This is a genomic window from Streptomyces sp. NPDC087845 (genome assembly GCF_044742755.1).
In the GTDB taxonomy this organism is placed as follows: Bacteria; Actinomycetota; Actinomycetes; order Streptomycetales; family Streptomycetaceae; genus Streptomyces.
This window is the reverse complement of sequence record NZ_JBIUVC010000018.1, coordinates 111,649-135,876: the sequence shown is the minus strand read 5'-3', so window position 1 is coordinate 135,876 and position 24,228 is coordinate 111,649. Positions and strand designations below refer to the sequence as shown.

Sequence of the window (24,228 nt, the reverse complement as noted above, 5' to 3'; positions counted from 1 at the left end):
GGACAAGCGACGTAAGGGGAGGGAGGGTCAGCCGTGCCCGCGAGATGGCGGTCGCAGGGCGGCCAGGCTGGGGGCAGACCCCGGCCGTGCCGAGGATGGCGAGGCTGGGCGCGGTGCGCTGCGGGCGAGTGCCGCGTGCACCTGTGCAGGGGGCGGCCCGGTCGTCGCCGAGCGAGTCGGGGCCGTCGGCGTCGGTGCGGGGCGGCCGTTCACCGCCTGCCAGCGGGAGCGCACTTCATCGAGGGGACCGAGCGCGTGCAACGCGTGATTGATGAGCCGCCCGGGGGTCAGAGCCTCGTTCTCCGCCAAGGCCCGGATGGTCCGCGCAGAGGTCGCCGCCGTGCGGGTGACCGACGAGCGCATCACCAACTCGCCGAGCCATTCGGCGCTGCCTGGACCCACGCCATCGCAGATGGCGGCGAGCTGATCGCCGGACAGCGTCCCGTCGGCCAGAAGCCCACGCCGCTGGGCCTCCCAGAGCAAGGTGACCCGATCGATGGGCTCACCCCGGTGGTGCAGCGCGCCGAGGCAGCGGTAGAGCTGCCCGTGGGCGGGGTCGGCGAAGTCGCCGGGCCGCAGCCAGCCGACTACCTCGTCCATGGCCTTCGGTTGCTCGGCGAGGACGGCCAGCAGGAACCGCTCGTCCTCGGCGACCTGCTCGGCCCGAACCGGAGGTGGCGTGACCGGGACGGTGGCCGGTGGAGTAGCAGGCGCGACCGGGCGCGGTTCGGTACCCCACCGCTGTGCGAGATCGCTGAGCACGCCGGTCAGGACGTCCGCGTAATGCAGGGCTCCCTCGACTTCGCCTTGTAGGGCGTCGGCACGGGCCGCCTGGTGCAGACGGATCGCGTGTTCCGTGATGCTGCGATGGATCGCGCCCTCCAGCACCATGCGGCCGTACACCGGAGCGTGCGCGGGACGCGGGCAGGCCGAGATCAGGGTGTGGGCGTACACCGCGGTCAGCCCCCGTACGTGGGTGCTGGCCTCGGCGACCGCATCGGTCACCCATGACAGCGGTACGGACTCTTCGGCCAACGCGGGGTGACCGTCGTCCCGGAGCTTGCGCAACGCGGCGAACAGCGCCTGGTGGACCGGCCGGTAGAAGTGATCCGGCGCGAGCCAGTCAAGGTGCGAGAGCTGGCCCGGGTCGAGGAGCACGGAACCGAGCACCGCCTGCTCCGCGCCCAGCAGCGGGTTCATCGCTGGCCCCCTGCGTCAGAAGCAGGAGGCTCGCCCTCCCGGGCACGGAGATCGGCGACCGCTTGGTCCGCAGCGGCCATCGCCTGCGCGAGGCAGTCCAGAGTGCGGGTGAACGTGGGATCGGAGGCGAGTATCGAACCGGCGCCGCTGACCAACCACCACTGCCCGTCGCGCAGAACGACCGGCGAACGTACGAGCCGCCCCGGACGCGGCGTGGGCGCGGTCATGCCGACAACCCGAAGTCGTCACGGGCGTTGGGCTTCGCGAGGGCCCGTTCGGTGATCGCCTTCGTCGCACGGTCCGAAGCAGGGCCGACCACCTTGGCGGACGGCTCCTTGTACCAGGGTCGGAGGTCAAGCATGGCAACCCGGATACCTGTGGCCAGGAGCAGAGCCTTGCCCTTGGGCAGGGCGCGGATCGCGTCGGGCGGCAGGATCCGCTCGGTGCGCATGCTGACCGAGGTGGATTTGCCGCCGTCGCTGGTCGACACCGAGGTGGTCTGGACGTCGTGGTCGCCGACCTGCCTGCTGAGCCGGTCGGCGAAGTCCGCGTCGTCGATGCCACTTCCGATGATCTTGACGGTGGCCGCAGACCAGAGCGCGTCCATGCCGGCATCGCCCCAGCACCGCTGACCCTGCCGGTAGGACTGCAAGATCGTCATCGGGATGACACCCCGGCTGCCCAAGTGGCTGTACAAGTCCGGGAGATCCGAGATCTTGCACACGTTCGCGGCCTCGTCGAGGACGCACAGCGCGGGCGGGTCCAGCCGTCCGCCTGAGCGCTCGGCGACGACCACGGCCGCGCGCATCACGGCGTCAGCCGCTGCGGCGATGATCGCGCTCGCGCTGCCGCCGCCGTCCTTGCTCAACAGGTACAAGGTGTCGCGGGACGTGGCGAACGCGAAGGGCTTGAACTCAGGGAGACCCTTGGCGGGGGTTACCCACGCTGCGACGTCCGCATCGAGCAGGCAGCTCGCGTACTGCCGCGCCGTCTCGAAGATTCCGTCGCGCGTTTCCGTCGCACCGGAGACGGTCCCCTGGAGCTGGGCCGCGACCGCGTCGTGGCCGGCATCGGTGAGCAGGTCGACCGGGGTCCGATCGGCGGGGGAGGCGAGCCAGGCCAGAACATCGGTGATCGGACGCCGGTGACTGGCGGCAGCGAGGAACAGCGCGCCAAGCGTGTTGCTCGCGGCGGTGGACCAGAAGTCGGAGCCATTCGAATCGTCCACGCTGGCGGCGACGAAGTGCCCGGCCAAACGCTTCGCCCCGGCCAGGTCGCGAGCGTCGGCCAGGATGTCCCACCACATCTCGCGCGGGTGGTGGGCGATCTGCTGCGGGTCGAGCGTCCAGATCGCACCGACCTCGGCCCGAGCGTCCACCGTCGCGGTGAAGGCGTCGTTCGCGGCTTTGTTACTGGTGAGCAGGACCGGGCCGGGTGCCGCGAGAATCGCGGGGATCGCGAGCCCGGATGTCTTTCCAGAGCGCGGAGCCATGATCGCGACGATCACGTCCTCCCAGGACGCGCGGACAGGGGCCCGGCCCGGGGAAAGGGCGCCGAGAAGGATTCCGCGGTCGGCAGGGGCGACCTCTTTTACACTCCCGGCCGCTCAAGGACGGCCGCAGGCTCATGGCCTTGGCGGTGATCTCCTTGTCCAGCAGCGGGGCAAGGTCGGCTTTCCGGGCAAGGCCGTTCTTCGTGCCGCCGCGCAGGCGCATCCACAGCACCAGGCCGAGGACGGTGAGGCAGACCGACAGCAGGCCGGGGATGATCCGCGCGCCGACCAGTAGGGCGGTGGGGCTCAGGTGCGGCCACAGCACCTCGGGATGAAGCAGTGCGTCAGTGGCCCTGAACGGAGGCCAAGTCCCCGCTCCCAAGAAGGAGTTGGTGAGAGAACCGCTCAGCCAGGCCAGCGAACCGAAGGCTAGCGCGATGCCGAGTATGCCGAAGAGGAGGTAGAGGAGCGCGTCCGACCCGGTGGTGGTCGAGGGCGCGCTGGTACGCGGTGCGGGCATGGTGAGTCCTGGAAGTAAGCGCAGGCGACTGATGAGGGCGGGGCACGCGGCGCTCTTCTGCTGATCATCGAGGAGGCTCCTGTTCAGGAAGGGAGTCGACGGCCGGGGCTATCGAGTGCGAGGGGCTCGGGGCGGCGGAGTGCTCGGCGCAGCGTCTGCGGAGCCGACCGGTGACGTCTTGCGCTGGGTGGCAGCCTTCGGTGAGGAGGTACGGGCAGCGCGCTGCCGATTCGTTTCCGCAGTGCCATCGGGGGTCGGCGGTACCGGACCAGCACCGAGGACATCGCTGAGCAGCTCCCTGGTTCGCAGGACATTGACCATCTCGTGGTGCCTGGGGTCGGTGCGTTCGGCAGGGCACGCGGCGATCCCGTCCTCGGCGACCTCCAATTGCTCTTGGACGTCCAGGAGCATGCCGTGGGCGGCGGCCAGCCGCGTCCAGGTCTCGAAGGCGGGGTTGTGGTTCGGGTCGTCGAACGTCAGGCGGACGCGGGTCCAGTCGGCGGCGGCGGCGACGAGTTCGGTCAGCTGCGGGAGAGCGCCGACCAGCGCACCGTTGATCTCCTCGACGATTCCGGCGACCTCGTTGGGCTCTGCGGTCTCGGTGAGCCGGGCGATCATCCCGGGAACGGAGTACGGGCCGGAGGGAGGATGGGGCAGGTGGCGGACCTGCAGCGGCTTGTCGGAGCCCGACGTCTCGCTGCCATGGGCGAGCCGGATGTTGTGCTGCATCGCGGCACCGATGGCCTCGCCGATGCTCGGGTAGAACTCGGGCACGGTTGCTCCTCGATCATGTACTGGACTTCCGGGCTGGGTGGGGGCACGAGACCGACGTGCTCCCCACCCGGATGGACGGTCACAGGTCTGCGTTTCGGATCTGTGGCGTCCGAGGGCAGTGGGAAGGTTCACGGGGCCACCGACAGAGTCAGGGCGTCGGCGAGAGACGAGAGAGAGCCCTGGGCCGCTTCGGCGCTGTCTGCGGTGACGATGAGGAAGCCGACCCGGCTGGTGTCGAGGTTGCCCGCCGGCGGCAGTACGACCCGCTCTCCGACGTCGCGGAGCCATGTCACCTGATGCAGCCACGGGGACTCCGGACCAGGGTGGATCGCCAGGTCGCGTGCGGAGAGGGTGCCGGTGGCCGGGGGATAGACGATCTTTATCGCAGCAGTGCTGTGCGCCGTGGGCGTCAGGTCGGGAATCTGTCCGCAGGCGATATCGGCCGCGATACGGGGCAGATCGAGGCCGGTGGCGAGGCGGACGAGCTGCCCGATCAGGTCGCCGCCGATACGGGAGTTGACCTCGATGATCCGTGGACCGGACGCGGTGAGGCGCATCTCAACGTGTTGGACGCCAGCTGTCACGCCCAGCGCCCGCACTGCCTGGACGGCGACGGGGGCGACCTCGGGCAGGAGCGGGTCGCCGGCACTCACGGTGTGGCCGACCTCCTCGAAGTACGGAGGGAAGGCGACCTCCTTGCGGGTCACGGCTAGCGCGGTGGTGACACCATGCTGAGTGACGCACTCCACCGATATCTCCGGACCGGCCAGGTACTCCTCGACCAGCACACCGCTGCCTTCCGGGCCTTGCTCACCGGCTCCGGCGGCAGCGAACTCCCAGGCGGAGGGCAGTTCCTCGGGCGTATCGACGCGGACCACGCCGATGCTGGCGGCATGGGAGGAAGGCTTGAGGACGACCGGGAAACCGGTGCGGAGGGCGGCTGTTTCCGCCGCGGTCAGGTTGTCGACGCGGGTGGATGTGGCCGAAGGCACGTTGTGCTCGTCGAACAGGCGGCGGCTGGTCGCCTTGTCCCGGCAGGCAGTCATCGCCGCAGTGCTGTTCCCGGGCACGTTGAGACGGGCGGCGAGTTCAGCGGTGGGCACGAGCGTGTACTCGTCCCAGGTGACGACTCCGGCGATGGAGTGACGAGCTGCCAGGGCCAGGCCGGCTGCGACCACGGCCTCCGGGTCGTGGGTGTCGGCGACCTCGTGGTCGACCACCAGGTGCTGCTGCCAGGAAGGCGGCTTGGTGTCGATCAGCGCGATCGGGTACGCGGCGGCGACCTGCTCGACGCAGTAGCCGCGATAGACGGGATCCGTGCCGCCGACGACGATCAGCAGCGGGCGAGTGGTTCGGGACATGGAGAGCCTCCGTGAGGTGGTGGTGGGAAGAGGAGGAAGGACAAGGTGCACTGGGGCGCTCAGCGACCGTTCACACGGCATCCGGCGCTGGGGCGGGCTCCTTGTGGAGTGCAGGAACCTGCGGCTCGGAGAGGTCGCAGGCGGAGCGGTGCCGTCGCAGACCGGCGAAGCACGCGGTCAGCGCCAGGCCCTGGAGAGCGGCGCACGCCAGGAGCAGGTGCGGAATGTCAGCAGGGGGCACGAGCGCGATCAGGACTCCGGCCAGCGGAAGCGGAAGCAGTACCAGGGTGATCGTCACCGCCAGGGTGGAGCCGAACGCCTGCGCCGGGATGAGACGGGACCGCAGGGTTCGCAGGACGACGGTCATCGCGCCTTCGCCAGCCATGACCGCCGCCACCGCCACGGTGTACGTGGCGAAGCTCGGCGCGAGGGCGGTCGCCAGACACGCCGCCGTTGAAATGGCAGCCGTCACCGCGCCGACCGGCCAGATACCGAAGCGGTCGATCGCACGGCGACTGGTCCACACGGCAATCAACGAGGCAACTGCTGCCGCGCTCCAGACCGAGCCGACGGCGACGGTGGAGTAGTGGAAGTGGTGGATGACGGTGATCGGGGCGGCGGCCTGCAGTACGCCCGTGGCCAAGTTGGAGGCGGCCAGGCCGCCGACCAACCACGGGAGGGCTGGGGTGCGGCGCAGGGTTGCCCACCCGGTCAAGAGACTGCTGGGCGCTGAGCTGTGCCCCGGGACGCCTCCAGCGCTGGATGCAGTCGCGGCAGCGGTCAGAGCCAACAGGGCGACCGCGGTCAGGAGCAACGTCGGGCCGGCGAGAAGCAGTAGGCCGCCCAAGAGCGGACCGACGAGCATCGCGCACTGGTCGATCCCGGTCTGCGCGGCCTGTACCCGATGGGCCTCGTTGCCCAACCGGCGGCTGGCTTCAGCACCGAGCGTCTCCATCGCGACGAAGGAGACCTCCGCGAGCAGCCCGGAGACAGCACCGAAAGTCAGGACAACGCTCGTTGTCATCGTCCCGGTGCCGGGCAGGACAAACAGCACGGCACCGGCCAGGGCGACCACGGCAGTACGCACCAGGTTGGACATCCGGAAGACACGGCCGGCACCCCACCGGTCGACCATCGATCCGGCGAAGGAGAAGGCCGCCAGCCGAGGTGCCCATTCGAGGAGGAACGCAAGGCCGGTCAAGGCGGTGGAGCCGGTGGTGACCAGGACCAAGAGCGGGACGGCGTAGGTGGCCGTTGCGCTGGCCAGAGCGTCGGTGGCCCGCATGAGATAGGTGCGTTGCAGCCCGGCGACGGGAGCGGTTGAGATCATCTGGGTCACCGCGCCCGAGGGCCGGGGGCCTGTGAGGGGCGCACAGCCGCGCTGGTATCTGATGCCCCACCACCGAAGGCCGAGGAGACCTTGGCCTTAGCCGCTGCGGGCGAAGTGGCGAGAGCGGCGGCTCGGGGGTCCGGGAGCCTCGGAAACGGCTTCCGTGCCTCGGCCTGCGACTCCTGTGTGCGGCCGACGCCGAGCAACTCGACCTCCGAGTCGTGGAGTTCCGACTGCGCCGAGCTGACGAACTCAGCAGCGAACCCAAACCGGTCGGCGAGTTGATACGCCTCGTCGTCGAGGTCCGTGATCTGCTCGCTTGCCGCCTCCAGCGCCTCCCGCACACGCTCCAGCGCGCCGTGTTCGGGGTGGAGGAGGTGGTCGACTGCCTGTCGAAGGTCGTCACCGTTCTCGGCAGACCTGATCTGGTCGGTGAGCCGGAGGAGTTCCGCTCCGGCGATGTAGGGCCCGAGCGGGTTTGCCGGGGTGGCCGCGCGGCCGGAGTCGAGGGAGGGGTCGAGGTCGACTCCGTAGCGGGCGGCACGAAGCATCTCGGCCGCGTGGGTGGCGATGGCCGCGCGGTCGACGGCCGGGGTCGTGGTGGGCAGGCGATGGCGTCGGCCGTACCAGTCCTCGATCTGCTGGAAGCCGGCGTGCTTGAGGAGCGTGGCGGAAAGGTCGTCGCTGGCGCCCTTCGCCGAGACGCTGCCGCTGGGCTCGGCGGTGATGGTGATGGAGGGGGCGGGCACGTTGGTCTCCGGGGCTCGGGATATCGGTTCTGGCGTGGTGGGCAGGTGACCCAGCTCGGCGGCGATTCGGCGGCACTCCGTTTGGAGGCGGAAGGCATCTCGGTAGCCGTTGTGGAGGCTGCCGTCCTCACGAGCGAGGGTGGCCACGACGTGCACCTGCCGAGGCTGGTTGCGCATAGCGATCCACCGGCAGGCATCCGGATCGCCTTCTGGAGCGACACCGGTAACGGCCACGAGGCGGCGGGCGACCGTGGCCCATTGGGAGTCGGTGAGGTCCGGTCGGCCAGGGTCGGAGCGGACCGAGCAGATCCATACCGGCTGTTCGGGTGCGCGGACCCCGAGACGTTCCACGGGAGCGTCGAGGGCGCTGGCCAAGTAGGGCGGCGAGCCGGTTTCGGCGAGCAGGTCGATCGGGGCTCCGTGGCCGTCGCCCGCGATCAGCCGGGGACTGGTGTGACTACCGCGCTCGCCCGGCCCGTAAAGGTACGAGAGCAGGCCAGCGGTGTTGCTGGCGCGCTGCAGGTGGGCGATCACGGCGGCTACCTCGAAGGGGAGTGGCGAACAGGAGCCCGGTCTCCGGGCTGTCAGGGAGAGGATCCGCAGGATTCGCGATTTGGCGCGGCCGGAGATTGCCGGTAGAAGCCACCGCTCATCCCGGGGTGTCGAGGTCGTGGTCGTAGGTGAAATTCGCGCAGGCGGCGCGGGCGAAGTAGGCGTCGTTGTGCAACCGGGCCCAGCGGCCGTCCTGGCGTATGACGGTCGCGACGATGTCGAGCCCGCTGGCCTGGTTACGCATGGCCACCCACCGGCAGGCCGCCGGATCGGCGTCCGGCTCTATGCCGGTGGCGTCGAGAACCTCGCGCGTCAGCTCGAACCAGTCGCCGTCGTTGAGTTCCACGTCGGTGGTGTTGCGAATGGCGCAGTGCCAGGTGAGTCGCTGGGACGCGGTGTGCCCGGTCCGCGGTTTCCGCAGCGCGACGGGTTCGTCGAGCAGCAGTGCCAGGTGCGGGAGGACGACGGTCTCCTGGGCGGTCAGTTCCGAGGACCAGGCGGTGAGGAGGTAGGGGGCAAAACCTGGCTCGCTGCGGTGGAGGTGGCCGAGGAGGTCCGTGGTGCTCTCGGTGCGCCGGACATCGCAGCGCAGGGGGTACTCGGGCATGGGGTATCAAGGTCCTTGAAATAGGAGCCGGTGCCCCGCCGAGGCGGGGCACCGTGCGGTCAGAAGTGGGGGTTCTCGGTCGGCCGGTCGGCTTCGGTGGCTGCCTGGAGCAGTTCCGTGAGGTCGTCGGGCTCGGAGGAGCGCTGGTCGATCCACCACCCGGCACGGGTGATGGCGCGAGCGGCTGCCTCGATCTCCTCCCACTCCGTCTCGCTGGTCTCGCCTTCGAGGACCAGGGCGGTGTAGGCAGCCGCCAGGACCTGGTGGCGACAGCGCACACCCCAGGCGACCGCTCGCTCGGTCCCCTCCAGAGGAGGCATCCGGTACTGCTGAGACCAGGCTTCGGATTCGGCCTGCTCTTCGGCCCGTTTGGCCTCCAGCCAAGCGGCCTTGTCCTGCTCGTCGCCCTCCTTGGCGGCCCGCCAGCAGTTGGTGCACTCCTGTTTGGCGAGCCACTCGGCGAAGCCCGCGCGACGGTCGGCTGCGCGGTCGGACAGGTCGCGCTCGGCCGAGTGGCCGCAGGAGTGGGTGATCTGCCAGATGGTCGCCACCCCCGGGGAATTCCGTTTGATGGGCGTTACGTTCGAGGTCGGGCTGCTGGTCTGGGGCTTCATATCGAGTGCCTTTCGTTGGCGGTTGGGGTGGTGGCCTGCGTCGCTGCGGAGGGTCGTGCATCAGATGCACGATTCATGCGGCGGACGGAGGTGGTCTGGACTGCTTGGCGGTGGTCTCGGGGACGCTTCCGCCTTCTGCGTCGTCTCAGCGCGTCCTGCGAATGGCGTTTGTGGCCGCCGTGGCGATGGCGGCGGGAGCGCTGGAGGGCTGGGTCAGGTGCAGCAAGGTGGTCCCCGGCAAGTGGCGGGACTCCGCGGTGACGGTGAGCTGGAGTACGGCGCAGCCGGCGGTCGTGAGCTGCTTGACGCGGGTGACGGCCGCAGCGGTTTCGTCGCTGCCGTAATGGGCGTCGGTGACGATCACGAGGAGGCGGCCGGCGCCGGGGCGGCTGAGTTCGAGGCCGTGGTCGAGTGCGTCGATGGCGTCGCCGAGGTTGTGGTGGCCGCCGTTGGCATCGAACGTCGTCACGCGCTCTGGTGCTCGGTGGGTGGGTCGGGTCAACGCGGTCAGGTGCTGGTCGTAGGCGATGGTGGCGGTGAGGGAGTCGGGGTCGGTCAGGGCTGCTGCGCGTGCCACGATCCAGGCAGCGGACGCGACCGGTGCGCAGGCGGCGCGCATGGAGCCGGAGACATCGACGGCGATACCCACACGCAGCGGCGGGGTGGGGGAGTTGCGGCGGCGGGTGTGTGTGAACGGTTCCGCGGTGGGGACCGACCCGGCCGCGCGCTGGGCGTCGCGGGCGAGGGCCGCGCGCATGTTGAGGCGGCCGGGTGGGGTGGGGCTGGTGGTCCGCTCCTCGGTCCGCTCGCGGTAGGCGGCGGCACGCAGGGCACGGCTCAGGCGCGCGGCGGCACTCTGCTCGGCGGCGGTGGGCCTGCGGGTGCCGGTGACCGGGTTGCCGTAGGGCGCCGGTGTGCCGTCGGGGTTGACGGTGGTGCCACGGGTGTTGAAGACCGACTTGGCGGTGGCGGCGGCTTGACGTCGCTGGCCGGCCCGCTGGGCGCGGTCCTGAGCCTGCGCCTTGGACTTCGCGGCCACGGCGTTGGTCGCTGCGGCCTGTGCCGCGAGGTCGGCGGCGTCAGTGGCGGCCGTGCTGTCCATGACGACCCCCACGGCGCCGGACAGCAGATCGGTGAGGTTCTCCGGCACGGGCAGGGCCGGGGCAGCGGCGTCCAGAGCGTCGCACCATTCTTGAGCGTGCGCGAGCATGGTCGTGGCGTCGTGGTCGGCGCACTGGTGGGCTGCGGTCCAGATGCGGGTGAGGGTGGCCAGCAGGTCTGCGCCCAGCACCTTTTCGCACAGATCGGCGACGGCCCGGGTCTCGCCAGCGTCCAGGATGCCGACGTCACGGCGGCCGAGGATCAGGGCCGCCACGCCGGCGGCGTGCTCGATGCCCTTCAGGGTGGGGTGGGCGATGTCGGGCATGACCAGGGTTCGGGCACTGGTACGCAGGTACGTGCGGTCCGTGGGCCGCGTGATCAGGTGTGCGCCTTCGACACGGCTCTCCTCCAGCAGGAGCGCGGCCTCCACGACACGAGGGTCCGCTCCGGCAGGCTGTGTCCACACGGAGTGGGCCGCGTGCGCGGCCTCGTGGACGAACACTCCCCAGGCGGCGGGATACCGCTCCTCGTCGCCCACGATCCGCGGATGGATCTCGTGGGCCTTCAGCGGGGAGAACAGGGCGGCGTCGAACTCGACCTCGCCCAAAGTGGGGAAGAACGCGGCCGGTGCGCCGCTGCGCGTGCCGGGACGGCAGGTGACGAGGAGGTCCTGGCGGCCGGAGAGGGCGACCAGCCGGTCGCCGAGTTCGGCACCCACGCGCAGCCATGCGGCCGGGGAGGAACGGGGCTGCGCGGGCGGGGCGCCGTCGTCGTCCCATCGCGCGAGGTCGGCGTCGACGTCCGGCGTGACGGCGGGGGACTGGACGTGGTGGTGGGCGCTCATCGCGAGCGGCCCTGCTGTGCGGAGCCGGTGCTGCCCGGGGGCTGCCGGACGGCCGAGGCGGGGAGCTGCTTGCCGAGGGTGAGGGGTGCGATCTTCTTGACGCCGACAGTCTTGATGACGGCGTCGGCGACGGCGTCGCGATCCTCCACAGGAGCGATGCCGACCAGGTTCGCGAGCGCGGCATTGGTGCCGAGGACGGCCTCGGTCTTCTGGTAGCTGAGCAGCTCCCGCAGTTGGGGGGCCCAGCCCAGCTCGCCGAGTTCGACCTGGCGGGCGAGGTGTCGAGCGACCCGGACCACCCGGGCATCGATCCTCAAGGCCAGGGCGAGGTCATAGTCCGTGCCGATCTGAATCTGCACGCTGAACCGGGACGACAGCGCCTCCGTCAAAACAGCCCCGTGGACGCCGGGATTGTGGCCCGCCACCACATAGAAGCCCGGCTCGGCCTTGATGGTCTCGCCCTTGTGGGCCTTGACCTGGATCTGCCTGCGCCCGTCCATCGCGGGATACAGCGCCGCCAACACCTTCGGCGAGATCAAGGTGGCATCGTCGATCAGCAGGGCACGGCCCTCGGTCATCGCGGTGACCAGCGGACCGTACTGGAAGACGTAACCCCCGCTGTCAGCCTGCGTGTACTCGCCGATCAAGTCGCCGACCGTGGTGTCGCCGTCCCCGGCGACGGTGAGCAGGTCCGGGAACGCCGCCTCCACCAGCGACGTCTTGCCGGTGCCCGGAGGGCCGTAGAGCAGCACCGGCACGTCGGCGTCGCGCAGACGGTTCAACGCCTCGACATCGGGCAGATCGGCCAGCTCCCGGGGGTGGTAGAGCTGGCCCCCCGCGCGGCGGATCGGGCCGGTCTGCTTCGGCGTGGCCGCTGCGGTAATGGTCGTGCGGGCCATGGCCGCCTGAGCGCGGGGAGCGTGGGTGCCCGGTGGGCTGATCACAGCGGTCTGCGCGGCTGCGGCAGTCTTCGCGTTCGCGCGGAACTCCGGTTGTCCGCTTCCGCCTTGGTCTGCCTCGCCGCGCCGCACCAGGGTCAGGGCCGCGTTGCGGACGGCGCCGTGGGAGTGGCCCAGCTGCCTGGCCATGCCCCCGATGGTGAGCGCATCTGCCGGCCGGTCGGCCAGCAGACGGGCCACCTTGGCCCGTAGTTCGCCGCCCTTGGTGCGCGCTGGACTGGTAGGCGGTCCGGGTGTGGTCACAACGAGGCTCCTTCAACAGGTAGGGCGGCGGGCGGGGTTGGCATGGGCTGGAGGGGCTGGTCGGTCTCGGAGCGGATCACGGACTGTGCCGACATCGGCGACCGGGCCAACCGAGGCGTACCGTCGGCGCTCACCGGCCGACCGAGGGCGCGGTCCAGCGGCAGGGGATGGCCGGCGACGAGCAGCTCGTCGGCTGGCGAGCAGGCCCGTGCGTCCGCTCCGTACCGGGTTCCGTCGCTCGGCAGGCGCAGCCGGGCGTCTCTTCGAAGCCGTCCTGGAGCAGGATTCGCCGGGCGGCGGCGTTGTAGCCGGTGGTGGTGATCTCCCCGGTGATGGTGTGCCGGATCGGCATGAACGGCTCTGCTGGTGCGTCGGGCACGGCGGAACTCCTATCGGTGTTGGCGGGAAAGCGGTGGGGTGTTGGGCGAAGGCGAGGAGGGCCCGGAGCTTTTAGGGGTCAGCGATTGCGGGAGAAGGCGATGCGCGGGTCTACCGGCCGGGCCGCCGGAGCGGACGCGGCGGGAGCGGGAACCGGCGCCTTGCCCGGGAGGCCGGCGCGGGCTGGGCTGGCGGCGAGCGCGGCAGCGCTGATGGGGAACTTGTGGGTGGCCAAGCCCTGGCTGCGCTCGTGGCGTGCGGGTGGCGCGGGTGCAGGAGGGCGGCGGGCTGTTACGTCCTGGGCGAGACGTGGCTGCACCGCGACCTGGAGGTCGGATCGGTGCATCGTCATCGTGGCGCTGGCGACCTTTTCCAGGGCTTCGCTGCGGTCGGAGGTGATCGGCAGCGTGTAGATGTCCAGGTCCGGGTTCAGCCGCCAGCCGTGTTCCTCCAGGATGAGTCGGCCGCCGAGCGCAGAGGAGTGGTCGTTGGTGGCCGCGACGATGCCTAGACGCGGATGCTCGGCGAAGGCGACGTCGGGATCTATGCGTAGAGGGCGCTCACGGGCCGGAGCCGCACCGGAGGCCAGCGAGGGGTCGAACGCGGCATCCACGTCAACTTGGTAGCCGGACTTACGTAGCAGTGCGACGGCCCGGGTGGCGCGACCCTGTCCGTCACGCTGCTGGTCGGCCAGTGCGTACAGAGTCGGCTGGTCCGGGACGGGGTGAAAGTCGAAGCCCTTCAACATCCATGTGCTTGCGGCGAGTTGCTTCGGGTTCGCGGCGACGATGCCGTAGTCGGGGTGGCGGCCGACTGCGATGTCGGGGAGCGAGTCGTAGTGGGTGGGCATAGCAGATCCATCCGGTGGAAGCTCGGGGGCCGGCGCGGTCGAGGGTCGGGATGGTTCTGGTGGGGTGGGCCATGGCGGACTCCGAGGCGGGAAGCGGTCAGCGACCGGGTACAGACGAGGAGCGACGAACGGGTGGCAGCGCCGGGCGTATGGCCGACGCGGCTGGCTGTGGTGTCGGCGTCGTGCGCTGGGCTGTTGGCGAGAGTGCGCGAGCGGCACTCGCTCGTGGTGAGGCAGCGCCCGCCCGCGGAGTCACGCCGAGCTGATCAAGGCGCGAGTCGATCGCGGCGAGCAGACTTGGAACGTTGCCGCCGTGTCGCGCGTGGGGGCCGTCCGGCTCCGAGTCGTAGATCACTTCGTGGATTGCGGAGTCGTCAGGATGCCCACGGGTCACCAACCAGCTCTCCGGATGCCCGGGTGGATGCTCGGTGGACGGCTCCTGGGGTGGCGAGATGATCAGCGAACTACCGTCAGGCAGCCCGACGTGGACGATGTAGTCGCTGAGGCCGTACTCGACGGTGCACTCCAGGCCGCGCTGCCGAAGGGGAACGGTGACGTGCCCGTACCCGTGCTCCCGTTCCACGGATGCCGCTGTGAAACGCAGAGGAGGATCGCTGGCGCGCGCGGTGATGCGAGTGCTCTCGCTTTCGAGGGAGACCAAAGGCTGGTCGGATTGCATGGACCTCTCCTTGGCCCGGCGCCCCAGCAGCCGACGGCGCGAGCCGCAGACCGTGGGACGGCAGAAGTATTGGTGTTCCACGAGGATCCGGAGATTGGCCGGTTTGGCGTCGCCGGAACTCTGTGTTAGCGGCGTCAGCGAGAACGATGCGCGGGAGGCGGATTCGGAGCGGGCGGTGCAGGAGGCGAAGCAGCAGGAGTGCTGCGGTTGCCCGGTGAGGACCGCGTGAGGGCTACCTGAGTGCGTTCGGTCTGCGGAGACTGGTCGGTGTCCGCCCGCCGGACCAAGTAGTCGCCAGCCCGCGCGAGCGCCGGACCTTGGTATGACAATTCGTCCGCGTAGTGCCAGCCGTCGGCGTTGCGGATCTCCTCCGCGCGGCTCACGTACAGCTCTCGCGAACCGGGTTGCGAGGCGTCCATGAGCGCCAACACGTCATCCCACTCGTGCCGGATCTGGCCTGCTCGTTCCAGGTTGGTGTCGATGCCGCGCAGCCGCCGGAGGTCCTCGCTGATCGGCCCCTCGACGTAGTCGGCACCGACGGCGGCGGCCCGCACACCAGCCAGTACCTCGGGGCCGTGAGCGAGGAAGACCTCGACGTGTTTCCACGCTTCGGCGTCACGTTTCACCTTGCCGTCGTCGTAGCCGTCATCGATGGGCCAGCCGTCGCGGTCGCAGAAGGAATCCGAGACCGCATCCCAGTCGTCGGACGCCTGGCGGATGCCGGCGGCGGCAGCAGCCAGGGCCGGGATGTGCTGGCGCCACGCCAGGTGATCGGAGGTCGAGGATGGCTGGTCTTCATGGGGTGCGGATATTTCGGGCACGGTAGATCCTTCTTGCTTCGTGTGCTTGTGCCTTTGCTCATCGCGAGCGCGGCAGTGCGCGGACGGCGGAGGGCGGGATGGGGGCAGGGGCCGGGATTTGCCGATCGCCGGGAAGCCCGCTGAGTGCCACGGCCGGGGAGACGCGAGCCGCCGCTGCCGGTCGTCGGGAGCGGGAGTGGATCTCGTCGTCCAGGCCCTCCCCCACGAGGTGCAGCTCCTCGCCAAGATCGGTCAGGCGTTCCGCCAGGGCGTCCAACTCGGAGGCGCTGTCGCGGGCTTCGTGTGTGCGGCACCACTCCGAAGCGGTTTCGAGGAGCTGGTGCAGCCGGGCCACCGCGCCAAGGTCGTCCGTGAGTGCCTCGTGGAACAGCCCGGCGAACTCCTCGGGATGGGCGGCGGCAAGGCGGTCGATCCAGTTGCTGGCCGATGCCGCGGTGCGCGGGCTCAGGCCCGAGGCGGCGCCTCCCCCGTAGCCTCGGAGGTCTGGTCGCGGTACGGTTGACGACATTGCTCAACTCCCTTTATCTATAGGCCAGTTGAGCTAGGCCGACATTCGGGCGTCGGTGTCGAACAGCTCTCGCTCGGCGGGGTGCAGGATGTGCTGGGTGATGAAGCTCCGGCCCGCGACCTTCCACAGGCCCCGGCCCTTGGTCAGGGCGGACACCGCCTGGGTCTCGACGCCGGTCAGGCCGAGCAGCGAAGCGGCAGCAGCGAGCTGGTCGGGTTCCTGCCGGTAGATGATGCGAGTGGAGCAGTCGGCCAGCAGGCCCTCGGCCAGCACCCGGCCGCGCGAGCCGGCATCGCCTGCGCTGAGCAAGTCGCTGAGGCGGTGGATGACCATCAGGTTCGCGATGCCAAGCCCGCGAGAGAGCTTCCACTGCGACTGCATGCGCTCCAGCAGGCCGACGTGCCGCATCACCCGCCACGCCTCGTCGTAGATCACCCAGCGCCTGCCTCCGTCCGGGTCGGCGAGCGCGGACTCCATCCACGCCGACGCGCAGGTCATTGCCAGCACCAAGGCGGTGTCGTCGCCGGAGCCGCCGAGGCGGGAAAGGTCGATGGACAGCATCGGCGTGGTCGGGTCGAAGGCCACCGTCGAGGGGGCGTCGAACATGCCGCTCAGATCGCCGTGGACCAGTCGGCGAAGGGCGTGCGCGAGGTCCTGTGCGGCCGGTCCCATATGTCCGGCCTGGTCGCCGAGGGCCCGGTCGAGGCGCTCGGGCGAGCCGAGGGCGTGCGCGATCTCGCCGAGCAGCGGCACCGTGCCCCCGGCGTCGGCCTCGGCGACCACCAGGTCGAGAGCGAGGTCCAGGGCGGTGTGTTCCATCGGCAGGAGATCGCGCTTCAGCACGGTGCGCGCCAGGGCCGCCAGGAGAAGGAGGCGGCGCTTGCGGACCTCGGTCGACCAGTCGCCCTCGCTCACCGAAGCGGGCCGGGCCGGAGCATCCAAAGGGTTCAGCCGACCCGGAAGCCCCGGCCCGAGCGCGATGCTGTAGCCGCCCAGGGCCTGCGCGACGGCCGTCCACTCTCCCTTGGGATCGCAGGGAACGTAGACCCGGTAGCCATGAGCAATCGCTCGGGTAGCTATCGACTTGGCCAGCGCGGACTTGCCCATGCCGATGATCCCGGCCAAGACGGCGTTCGGATTCGTGAAGCCCTCGATCCGCCCGCTGCTGTACAGCGAGAACGGGTCGTAGCAGAACGCCGCCTCCGCGTGTACGTCCCGTCCGATGAAGATCCCTTCGGCGCCCAGGCCGCCCTCCGCGAGGAAGGGATAGGCGCCGCTGACGGTGGCTGTGGTCATGCGGTGGGAGGGGAGGCTGAGCTTGCCGCCCCGAGCCGAGGAGGAACCGGGACGTCCGGAGGGCGGGTAGATCGGCCGCAGTTCCGGGTCGAGGTGCTCCTCGGCGCGGTGCTTCGGCGGGGCTCCGGCGCGGCGGGCCTGACGGCGGGCCTCGGCGAAACCTGCGCGGGCGGCACGTTGCTCGGCGCGTGACGCTTTGCGAGGGACGAACAGGTGGGAGGCGCTGGCGCGGGTGCGAGGCATGAACGTTTCTCCAGACGGAAGACGGGTCAGCGGCGGACGAGACCCGTGAACGGCGAGTGCAGGTCGGCCGGGGTGGTGCGCCGGCGCACCAGGTGCGCGGTGCGCTGGTGGCGCTGGCAGATGGTCAACTCAGGCGCGCCCTCGGGCAGGCCCGCCTGGCACGCCTCGCGCTCGGGCACCTCACCGGAGTCCGGGCGGGGTGCCGCGTGGTACGCGGCGTGGACGTGATCGGCGGCCTGCCAGATCCGGGTGCGGGTGGCGCGGAGCTGGTCTCCTTCGACCGGCACGAGCTGGCCGGTACGGGCGGCATGCGCATCGAGCAGGCCATGCAGCGAGACGAGATGGGCGTGCAGGGCGTCCAGCTCCGCACGAGTGGTGACGAGCGGACCGCCCGGAACGTTGAGGGCGCGGTGGAAGTCGAGCGCGGCGGTGGCGAAGGGCACGAAGTCCTGCGCGGTCGGGCTAGCGGTGCGGGACATGGGCGTGCTCTTTCGGGGGGAAGGAGGGCCGGCATCAGGCGGCGAGGGCGAGCGGCATGGCGGCGACGGTGAACGCTTCGGCCTGCTGCCAGGTGAGCGGCCGGAGATCGAGCTGGGCGCCGACGGCCGCGGTCTCCACGACGGCACAGGCGGAGCGGAGTTCCTCCTCCGAGTCGGCCGAAACGGTCAGCAGGCCAGTCAGAGCGACATCCGCGTGGCCCGCGATGAGCTGGCGCTCCCGGGACTTGATGTCCTGGTACTCGATCGAGTCCGCCTCGGAATCGACCTGGCCCCGCCGGGCTCGCTCGGCGGCATCGGCGATCACGCTGGACTTCTTGCGCTGGACGTCGCGCAGGGCGGCGTCCAGGCCCTTCGGCTCGTAGGACAGCGACAGCGTGCGCCGGACCCCGGCGGTGAACAGGAGCTGGTGCAGGAAGCCCGGCGACGTTTCGGTGCGGGGCCAGTTCTCCACCCAGTACGTGGCGTGGACGGCCGAGTCGGTCATGATGTGGTCCGACTTCTCGACGACCACAACCGGTCCGGCGGCAGCGGGCTCAGCCTCGGGTCGTCCTGCTGTGGACCAACGGTCCAGCGGTGCAAGGGCCTTGGGGTCGTACGCGGTGCGCACGACGGCCGCGATCTCTCGGGCGGTGAGCCAGCCCGTGGGGTTGAGACCGGCGGTGCGCGCGGCCTGATCGAAGGTCGAGGTCAGTTGCGCCAGGACGCTGAAGGACCCGGTGAGGCCGCCACCGGCCTGGTTGATCAGCCGCCGTGCGGCCTTGGCGTCCAGGGACACCGCGACGTACGCCTCGTGCGGTGCCGCTGCAGGGCCGGCGCTCTGAATCAGCTCGCTGTAGATCGCACCTGCTACGGGGGCGTGGGGCTGGCCGTGTTCCTCCCAGTACCGGCGCAGCGCGTCGCCGGAGTCCGGGACGGTGCGCTCGATCACCTGGATCCGGGCCACCTGGCCCGTGCGGGCGAGCGCGGCCAGTGCGCGCCCCCATCCGTTGACGTTGGCGTTCTGGGTGCCCGGGTCGAGCAGCGCGTAGGCGCGGGAGGAGACCTTGACGACGGCTGTCAGGGTGCCGGTGTGGGGGTTGTGGACCGCGCCGTATCGGCGGTCGGGAGCGGTGACCACGCGCAGGCTTGCCGCTGTGCCGGGCAGGTGGAGCAGACCTTCGCGGATAGGGCGTCGGGAAGGCCGGGTGAGCCAGATCAACTGGCCCCGCATGCGGCGCAGGGCGTACCGGGTGACGATCGGAGCCCAGTCGGCCAGGGCGCGGCCCCGGTAGCGGACGAACACGAGGAGGGCGATGGCCGCCCAGACCGGAATGAGTTCGAGGGCGCCGACCACGCCGCGGGTGAGGATCACGGCGAGCAGAAGAAGACCGGTGAGGCTGACGACGATCAACTGCGAGGCGGTCAGGCCGAGCAGGATGCCGCGCCGCGAGCGGTGAGGAAATTTGACGCTGGCCGTGGTGGCTTCGGCCTGGTGCTTGTTGGACATGGTGGGTTCCAGACGGTGGGAGCGGGCGGGGGCGGGGCGCGCGACGCTCTTCTGGAGGTCATGGCGGGGCTCGTTTCTGAGGATCGGTTGCGCGGGGCGCGGGGGGGCGGGCTGCCGTAACAGCCCGCCCCCGGATGTGATGTGTCAGGAATCCGACGGCGACTGGCTGGGATACACCCAGTTCGTCGGTGTCGGGGAACCGGTTGCCGAAGGCCCCGTGGAGGACGGCGGCGCTGCAGCGGGGGCCGGCGGCGGCGCGGCGCCAGCGCGGGTCATGTTGCCGCCTCCAGCCTGAGCGGCAACGAACTGGCCGCCCGCTTCTCCTTCGGCGCCTCCCGATTCGCCCTCGTCGGGTCGGTTGATGAGCGGCGGGATACCGGGGCGCTGGATCAGGGCCCGACCCTTGTCGCCGGAGGCGTTCGGGTCTTCGCCGTACCGGAAGCTGGTCTGCGGCTTGGGCGGTCCGGAGTCGATGCCCTCCTTGCTGAGGGTGCCGCCGGAGGGGCTGATGCCGGAGGCAACGCCGTCGCTGCCCGCGCCGGGGACCTGGCTCGGCCCCTGCGGTGCCGGTGCACCGCTGCTGGCCCGCATCGCCAGACTGCCCGCAGTCTTGGCAGCTCCAGCGGCGACCGCCATGCCCGCGACGCCGGTGCGGTGCAGGTCGTCGTGGCCCCCGCCGTCGCTGGCCCAGTGGACGAACTTGTACGTGGCGTACGGGCACAGCAGGACCAGCACCATCACGACGATGCCTGCCATCGCGTCGGACAGCGCGGCCATGCCGTCGTGGGCGTCCGACTTGCCCATCGCCGAGACTCCGATGAGGAAGACCACGGTCATCAGGAGTTTCGAGACGACCAGGGTGGCGGTGGCCTCGATCCAGCCACGTCGCCACCGCTTGGCGACCTCCCAGCCTCCGCCAGCTCCGGCGAAGACGGCGAGAGCGACCAGCACCAGGACGCCGACCTTGCGGGCGACCATGACACCCCAGTACATGAACGCGCCGATCGCGCATCCTAGGGCGACCAGGGCTGGGACTCCCCAGCCGAGGCCGTACATCGCCCCCAGTTCGTTGACCTTCACCACACGGCGGATCGCATCGTCGACTGAGCTGTTGGCTGCTTGGAACAGGCCGTCGGACAGGGCGTCGACCACGGTGATGGCGACGGTCGTGAAGGCGATGGCGCAGAAGCTGAAGAGGATGCCGGTCATGGTGCCGATGGCTGCCTGAGCGAGGGCGCGTTCGTCTCGCCGCCAGGCCGCGAACATCAACTGGATGCAGAACGTGCCGACGGTCAGGGCGAGCCCGATGGGTAGCAGGAGTTCGTAGTTGTCCCGGAACCATCCGGCGTTGAGATCGATGGCGGTGGTCTGGTTGACGGCCTTCGCGGCGAGATCCGCAGCGCTGGCTGCCAGTTCGCCCGCCGACTTCGCGATCCATGCTCCGATGCCGTCGGTGACGGCCCCGGCGGGGTTGGTGGCGAAGTCGACAGCACCGCACACCTTGTCCATCAGCGGAAAGTCGCAGACTCCCATGGCGATACCTCCTTTCTGGGTTGGTGGTCAGGGCGCGACGGACGGCATGACGCCGGCCAGGGCACACGGGTGGGAAGGGCGGCACTGGACCGCGAGGGTGGTGACGCGGTTCTCCGCACCACCGGCAGGCGAGCCCTTCCAGGCGATCGACTGCTTGCCGGAGACGGTCACGGCGTATACGTACGCCTGCGTGATCGTTCCGGGATTCGCCTGAAGGGCCTGGGTGAACGAGTCCGGGAAGTGACCCTCGTTGACCTTGGCGGTGGCGAACTGGCCGTTGGCGGCCATTTCCTTCCACAGCACGGGCGAGGGAACGATCGCGTCGACCGAGGCGGGATCGGCGTACTTGGTCTCGGTGGTCAACCACCCATGCAGGGCGGTCAGCAGCTCTGCCTGGGAGTACGCGCGGGTGTCGTACGACCACAACGCTTCGGCGGCTGCCTTCCCGAACGCGATCGGATCGTGGGTGCCCGGTGGAGTCGGGAGGGAGTGAGGGTGCGACCTCGGCGAGGGCGATCCGGACGGCGAAGTGGCCGAGGAGGAAGGAGAGGGCGAACTCGCGGTTGGGGCCGCAGCTTTGGAGGAGCCCCTGCCGTCGCGGGTGAGGTAGGCGGCAAGGCCGGCGAGGGCAACGAGCACCACCAGAGCGGCGGTGCCGAGCAGCGCCCGGCGGCGCACGCGAGATGCGCCGCCGGGGTTCGAGGAGTGGGAGGGCATCAGTGGACCTGCGTCCCCAGCGTGCTGAAGAACGCGACCACGCCGTTCGCGGCGCCCAGCAAAAGGGCCGCGCCAGCGCTGACCAGCACACCCTTCTTGCCGTTGGCCTCGGCCTGGTGGCCACCGGAGTGGTGGCCCCACGCCCAAACGCCCGCGCTGACGGCGAGCGCGCCGACCACGGCGATGATCCCGAAGAGGTTGATCGAGCCCATCACCTGCTTGAGGACGGCGAGGCCAGGAAGCCCGCCCTCGTTCGGCTTGATTCCGGGGTCGTAGGCGAGCTGGATGACCTTGTCGGCGAGATACATTACGAACTCCAGTTCGATTTATTGCACGCTGAAGCCCGAGGGGGCGGAGCGGCGGAGCGTGAAGAAGGGGGAGGGAGAAGCGCCGGTCAGGCGACTCGGCGGGCCGCGAGAATCTGCGACTTCCAGGACGCGAGCGTCGCGATACGCACCACGTCACCGGTGTGCGGGGCGTTGACGATCAGGCCCTGGCCGATGAACATCCCGACGTGCTCGGGGACTTCGGCCGTTCCCTCGGTGAAGACGAGGTCACCCGGCTTGAGGGCATCGGCCGACGTCGCCTTGCCCTCCTTGACCTGCGTGTACGTGGTGCGCGTCAGGGTGACTCCGGCGGCCTTGTACGCCTGCTGCATGAGAGAGGAGCAGTCGCACCGGCCCATGGGGTCGGGCCCGTGGGAGTCGGTGCAGCTCCCGCCCCACTGGTACGGCGTCTTGAGCTGGCCGAGGGCCCAGCGAATCGCCGTCTGGACCTTCGCCGGAGCATCGGCTGGGATCTTGTACTCGGCAGGCACCGCGCCCGGAGGGATGGTCCCGAAGTCGGTTCCGTCCCCGCCGGCCGTACAACCGCCCGCGGTATCGGACGGAGCGGTCTCGGTGGCAGCAGAGCCAGACGGAGACGGGCTCGGCGACCCGCCGCCGGACTTCGACAGCAGGGGGGCGATGGCCTTCTGCAAGGCGGTGGCCAGCGGCTCCCATTTGGCATACGCCTCCGGGAATCCCGACCTCTGTACGGCCTGAGCGGCCTGGGTGACGGACAGGGACTGCCAGCCCGAGACCTTCTGCAGCCCCTCGTAGAACTTGGTCGAGGAGTGCACCGGATCGAGGATCTCGTTCGCCGTGCCCCATCCCTGCGACGGCCGCTGCTGGAACAGTCCCAGCGAATCGCGGTCGCCGTAGGTCAGGTTCCGCAGGCCGCTTTCCTGTAGCGCGGTTGCCAGGGCCACGACTTGCCCCCGGGGCGGAATGTTCATCGCGACGCCGGTGGCCTGGATCGTCTTGGCGTTGGGGACCTGGTCGGCAGGGTCATCAAGCCCCGCGACGGAGACCGCGCCCTTGTCGCCACCGTCCAGGATGGCCTTCACCTGTGAAGCAACGGCAGCGGTATCCACAGACTGTGCACCGCCGGTCGAGCAGGAGGCCGAAGCCGAACCCGCACCGATGGCGAGGATGGGAACGGCCAGCAGCAGCGGGCCGGATGCGAAGAGACCGACGACGGCTCCGGTGGTCTTCTTCATCGCCGCTGCCGTTCACCGGTTCGGCGGTGGCCGAGGGACAGCGGTGTTGGGTCGGGGCGTGGGGGTGTCAGGGCATGCTGCATCGCAGCGGCTCCTCGTAGTTCGTAGGAGGCGCGGTGCCGACTTCTCGTGCAAAGCCGTCGGCACCGCACCGATGTGAATCCGCCTCTCAGGGCGGGCCCGCGTCAGGGGAGTTGGTAGCTCCCGGACGCCGGTTTTGGGTCAAGCGCGGCAGCCAGCCGCGCTCGTAATCTCAGGCAGAGCACCGGTTCTCCTCACGGCTTCTCGGACGAAGGGCTAACGGGCCCGCCGTGCTGCCCATTCGGACGAGACAACACGGATAAGCACAGGTCAGCAGGGGTGGAGCGTTGCTCTGCCCCGGTGACATGGCGAGACAGTAGACCGGGAATCCGGCCGCACCAAACGGCTCTCGGGCCCGGCCCCGGACAGAGACACGGCTCGTTAGGTGCGGCCGGAATTCGCGGTTAACGTCCGGCGCAACCCCGCTCGAAACGAACGCTGTTGAGCGACGTCCGGAGCGGGTTCAGTCCCACCGTGCCCTGAAAGAGGCCCCGCACATGAGCTACACGCTGCACCGAGGCGATGCCCTCACCGTGCTGAAGACCCTGCCGGACGAGAGCGTCAACGCCGTCATCACAGACCCGCCGTACAACTCCGGCGGACGTACCAGCTCGGACCGCACGGGTCGCACCGCGCGAGCCAAGTACGTCACCAGCAACAGTGCGCACGACCTGCAGAACTTCCCCGGAGAGAACCGCGACCAGCGCTCCTACCGATCCTGGCTGACCGAACTGCTCACCGAGGCGTACCGGGCCTCGACCGAGCACGCGGTCGCCATGGTCTTCACCGACTGGCGCCAGGAACCGACCACCTCGGACGCCCTGCAGATGGCCGGGTGGACCTGGAGTGGCACCATCCCGTGGATCAAGCCCTCCAGCCGGCCCCGCAAGGGCGGGCCGAAGCAGGACTCGGAGTTCATCGTCTGGGGCGTCAAGGGATCCCTCGACAACACCCGCGACCTCTACCTGCCGGGTCATTACATCGCCTCCCAGCCCCGCAAGGGCCGAGTCCACATCACCCAGAAGCCCGTCGAGGTCATGCAGCAGCTCGTCCAGGTCTGCCCCGAGGGCGGCACCGTGCTCGATCCGTTCACCGGCAGCGGCTCCACGGGGGTCGCGGCCCTGCGCGAGGGACGCCGCTTCGTGGGCGTCGAGCTGTCCGCGCACTACGCCGATGTCGCCGAGGAGCGGCTGCGCGCCGAACTGACGAAGGACGACTTCGAGCTGGCCGGTCCGGAGGCATGAGCATGA

The 24,228-nt window shown here is 70.1% G+C and carries 21 protein-coding genes and 1 pseudogene; 1 reads left to right on the top strand and 21 read right to left on the bottom strand.

Going from position 1 to position 24,228, the window contains the following annotated elements:
* Positions 1-27: 27 nt before the first annotated feature.
* From ACIOMQ_RS34040 to ACIOMQ_RS33940, 21 genes and pseudogenes are all read right to left on the bottom strand, one after another.
* Positions 28-1,200: a DnaB-like helicase N-terminal domain-containing protein gene (locus ACIOMQ_RS34040; RefSeq protein ID WP_402191675.1), complete on the bottom strand. Its 1,173-nt coding sequence runs from the start codon at positions 1,198-1,200 to the stop codon at positions 28-30.
* A gap of 223 nt (positions 1,201-1,423) precedes the next feature.
* Positions 1,424-3,212 (bottom strand): annotated as a pseudogene (locus ACIOMQ_RS34035) (type IV secretory system conjugative DNA transfer family protein).
* Positions 3,213-3,320: 108 nt separating this feature from the next.
* On the bottom strand, positions 3,321-3,986 hold the full coding sequence (locus tag ACIOMQ_RS34030; protein ID WP_402191673.1) for a hypothetical protein: 666 nt from the start codon (positions 3,984-3,986) through the stop codon (positions 3,321-3,323).
* Between the two features lie 128 nt (positions 3,987-4,114).
* Entirely contained in the window at positions 4,115-5,347 is a 1,233-nt protein-coding gene (locus tag ACIOMQ_RS34025) for an acetyl-CoA carboxylase biotin carboxylase subunit family protein (RefSeq protein WP_266805301.1), read from the bottom strand.
* A gap of 70 nt (positions 5,348-5,417) precedes the next feature.
* Entirely contained in the window at positions 5,418-6,677 is a 1,260-nt protein-coding gene (locus ACIOMQ_RS34020; RefSeq protein WP_402191669.1) for an MFS transporter, read from the bottom strand.
* 5 nt (positions 6,678-6,682) lie between these two features.
* Entirely contained in the window at positions 6,683-7,960 is a 1,278-nt protein-coding gene (locus ACIOMQ_RS34015; protein WP_402191666.1) for a hypothetical protein, read from the bottom strand.
* 115 nt (positions 7,961-8,075) lie between these two features.
* Entirely contained in the window at positions 8,076-8,585 is a 510-nt protein-coding gene (locus tag ACIOMQ_RS34010) for a hypothetical protein (RefSeq protein WP_266805305.1), read from the bottom strand.
* Between the two features lie 59 nt (positions 8,586-8,644).
* The gene (locus ACIOMQ_RS34005; protein ID WP_402191663.1) at positions 8,645-9,136 is read right to left on the bottom strand and encodes a hypothetical protein; all 492 of its coding nucleotides are present in this window, start codon (positions 9,134-9,136) and stop codon (positions 8,645-8,647) included.
* Positions 9,137-9,344: 208 nt separating this feature from the next.
* Positions 9,345-11,144 carry a hypothetical protein gene (locus ACIOMQ_RS34000; RefSeq protein ID WP_402191659.1) on the bottom strand — a complete coding sequence of 600 codons (1,800 nt, stop codon included), beginning with the start codon at positions 11,142-11,144 and terminating at the stop codon, positions 9,345-9,347.
* Positions 11,141-12,283 (bottom strand): AAA family ATPase, encoded by a 1,143-nt coding sequence (locus tag ACIOMQ_RS33995; protein ID WP_266810105.1) that lies wholly within the window; start codon positions 12,281-12,283, stop codon positions 11,141-11,143. Before ACIOMQ_RS33995 ends, ACIOMQ_RS34000 begins: the two co-directional genes overlap by 4 nt.
* A 193-nt stretch (positions 12,284-12,476) precedes the next feature.
* Positions 12,477-12,698 carry a hypothetical protein gene (locus ACIOMQ_RS33990; RefSeq protein WP_359461436.1) on the bottom strand — a complete coding sequence of 74 codons (222 nt, stop codon included), beginning with the start codon at positions 12,696-12,698 and terminating at the stop codon, positions 12,477-12,479.
* A 105-nt stretch (positions 12,699-12,803) separates the two neighbouring features.
* Positions 12,804-13,574, bottom strand: coding sequence for a hypothetical protein (locus tag ACIOMQ_RS33985; RefSeq protein ID WP_359461419.1), 771 nt, complete (start codon positions 13,572-13,574; stop codon positions 12,804-12,806).
* A gap of 813 nt (positions 13,575-14,387) precedes the next feature.
* Positions 14,388-15,020, bottom strand: coding sequence for a hypothetical protein (locus ACIOMQ_RS33980; protein WP_266810108.1), 633 nt, complete (start codon positions 15,018-15,020; stop codon positions 14,388-14,390).
* Positions 15,021-15,111: 91 nt separating this feature from the next.
* A complete protein-coding gene (locus ACIOMQ_RS33975) occupies positions 15,112-15,582 on the bottom strand; it encodes a hypothetical protein (protein ID WP_266805313.1) in 471 nt (156 codons plus the stop codon).
* Between the two features lie 33 nt (positions 15,583-15,615).
* The gene (locus ACIOMQ_RS33970) at positions 15,616-17,121 is read right to left on the bottom strand and encodes an ATP-binding protein (RefSeq protein WP_402191654.1); all 1,506 of its coding nucleotides are present in this window, start codon (positions 17,119-17,121) and stop codon (positions 15,616-15,618) included.
* A 26-nt stretch (positions 17,122-17,147) separates the two neighbouring features.
* A complete protein-coding gene (locus ACIOMQ_RS33965; RefSeq protein ID WP_402191652.1) occupies positions 17,148-17,600 on the bottom strand; it encodes a DUF6238 family protein in 453 nt (150 codons plus the stop codon).
* A gap of 34 nt (positions 17,601-17,634) precedes the next feature.
* Positions 17,635-19,107, bottom strand: a complete 1,473-nt coding sequence (locus ACIOMQ_RS33960; protein ID WP_402191649.1) for an SCO6880 family protein — start codon at positions 19,105-19,107, stop codon at positions 17,635-17,637.
* A 144-nt stretch (positions 19,108-19,251) separates the two neighbouring features.
* A complete protein-coding gene (locus ACIOMQ_RS33955; RefSeq protein ID WP_266805319.1) occupies positions 19,252-20,640 on the bottom strand; it encodes an ATP-binding protein in 1,389 nt (462 codons plus the stop codon).
* 27 nt (positions 20,641-20,667) lie between these two features.
* Positions 20,668-21,357: a hypothetical protein gene (locus tag ACIOMQ_RS33950; protein ID WP_266805321.1), complete on the bottom strand. Its 690-nt coding sequence runs from the start codon at positions 21,355-21,357 to the stop codon at positions 20,668-20,670.
* Entirely contained in the window at positions 21,357-21,665 is a 309-nt protein-coding gene (locus ACIOMQ_RS33945) for a DUF6112 family protein (protein WP_266805323.1), read from the bottom strand. The genes ACIOMQ_RS33950 and ACIOMQ_RS33945 overlap by 1 nt, the downstream gene beginning before the upstream one ends.
* 86 nt (positions 21,666-21,751) lie before the next feature.
* Complete coding sequence (locus tag ACIOMQ_RS33940; RefSeq protein WP_402191646.1) at positions 21,752-22,897, bottom strand: C40 family peptidase; 1,146 nt, start codon at positions 22,895-22,897, stop codon at positions 21,752-21,754.
* Positions 22,898-23,475: 578 nt separating this feature from the next.
* Here ACIOMQ_RS33940 and ACIOMQ_RS33935 point away from each other — a divergent pair.
* Positions 23,476-24,222: a site-specific DNA-methyltransferase gene (locus ACIOMQ_RS33935; RefSeq protein ID WP_200717926.1), complete on the top strand. Its 747-nt coding sequence runs from the start codon at positions 23,476-23,478 to the stop codon at positions 24,220-24,222.
* Positions 24,223-24,228: the final 6 nt, after the last annotated feature.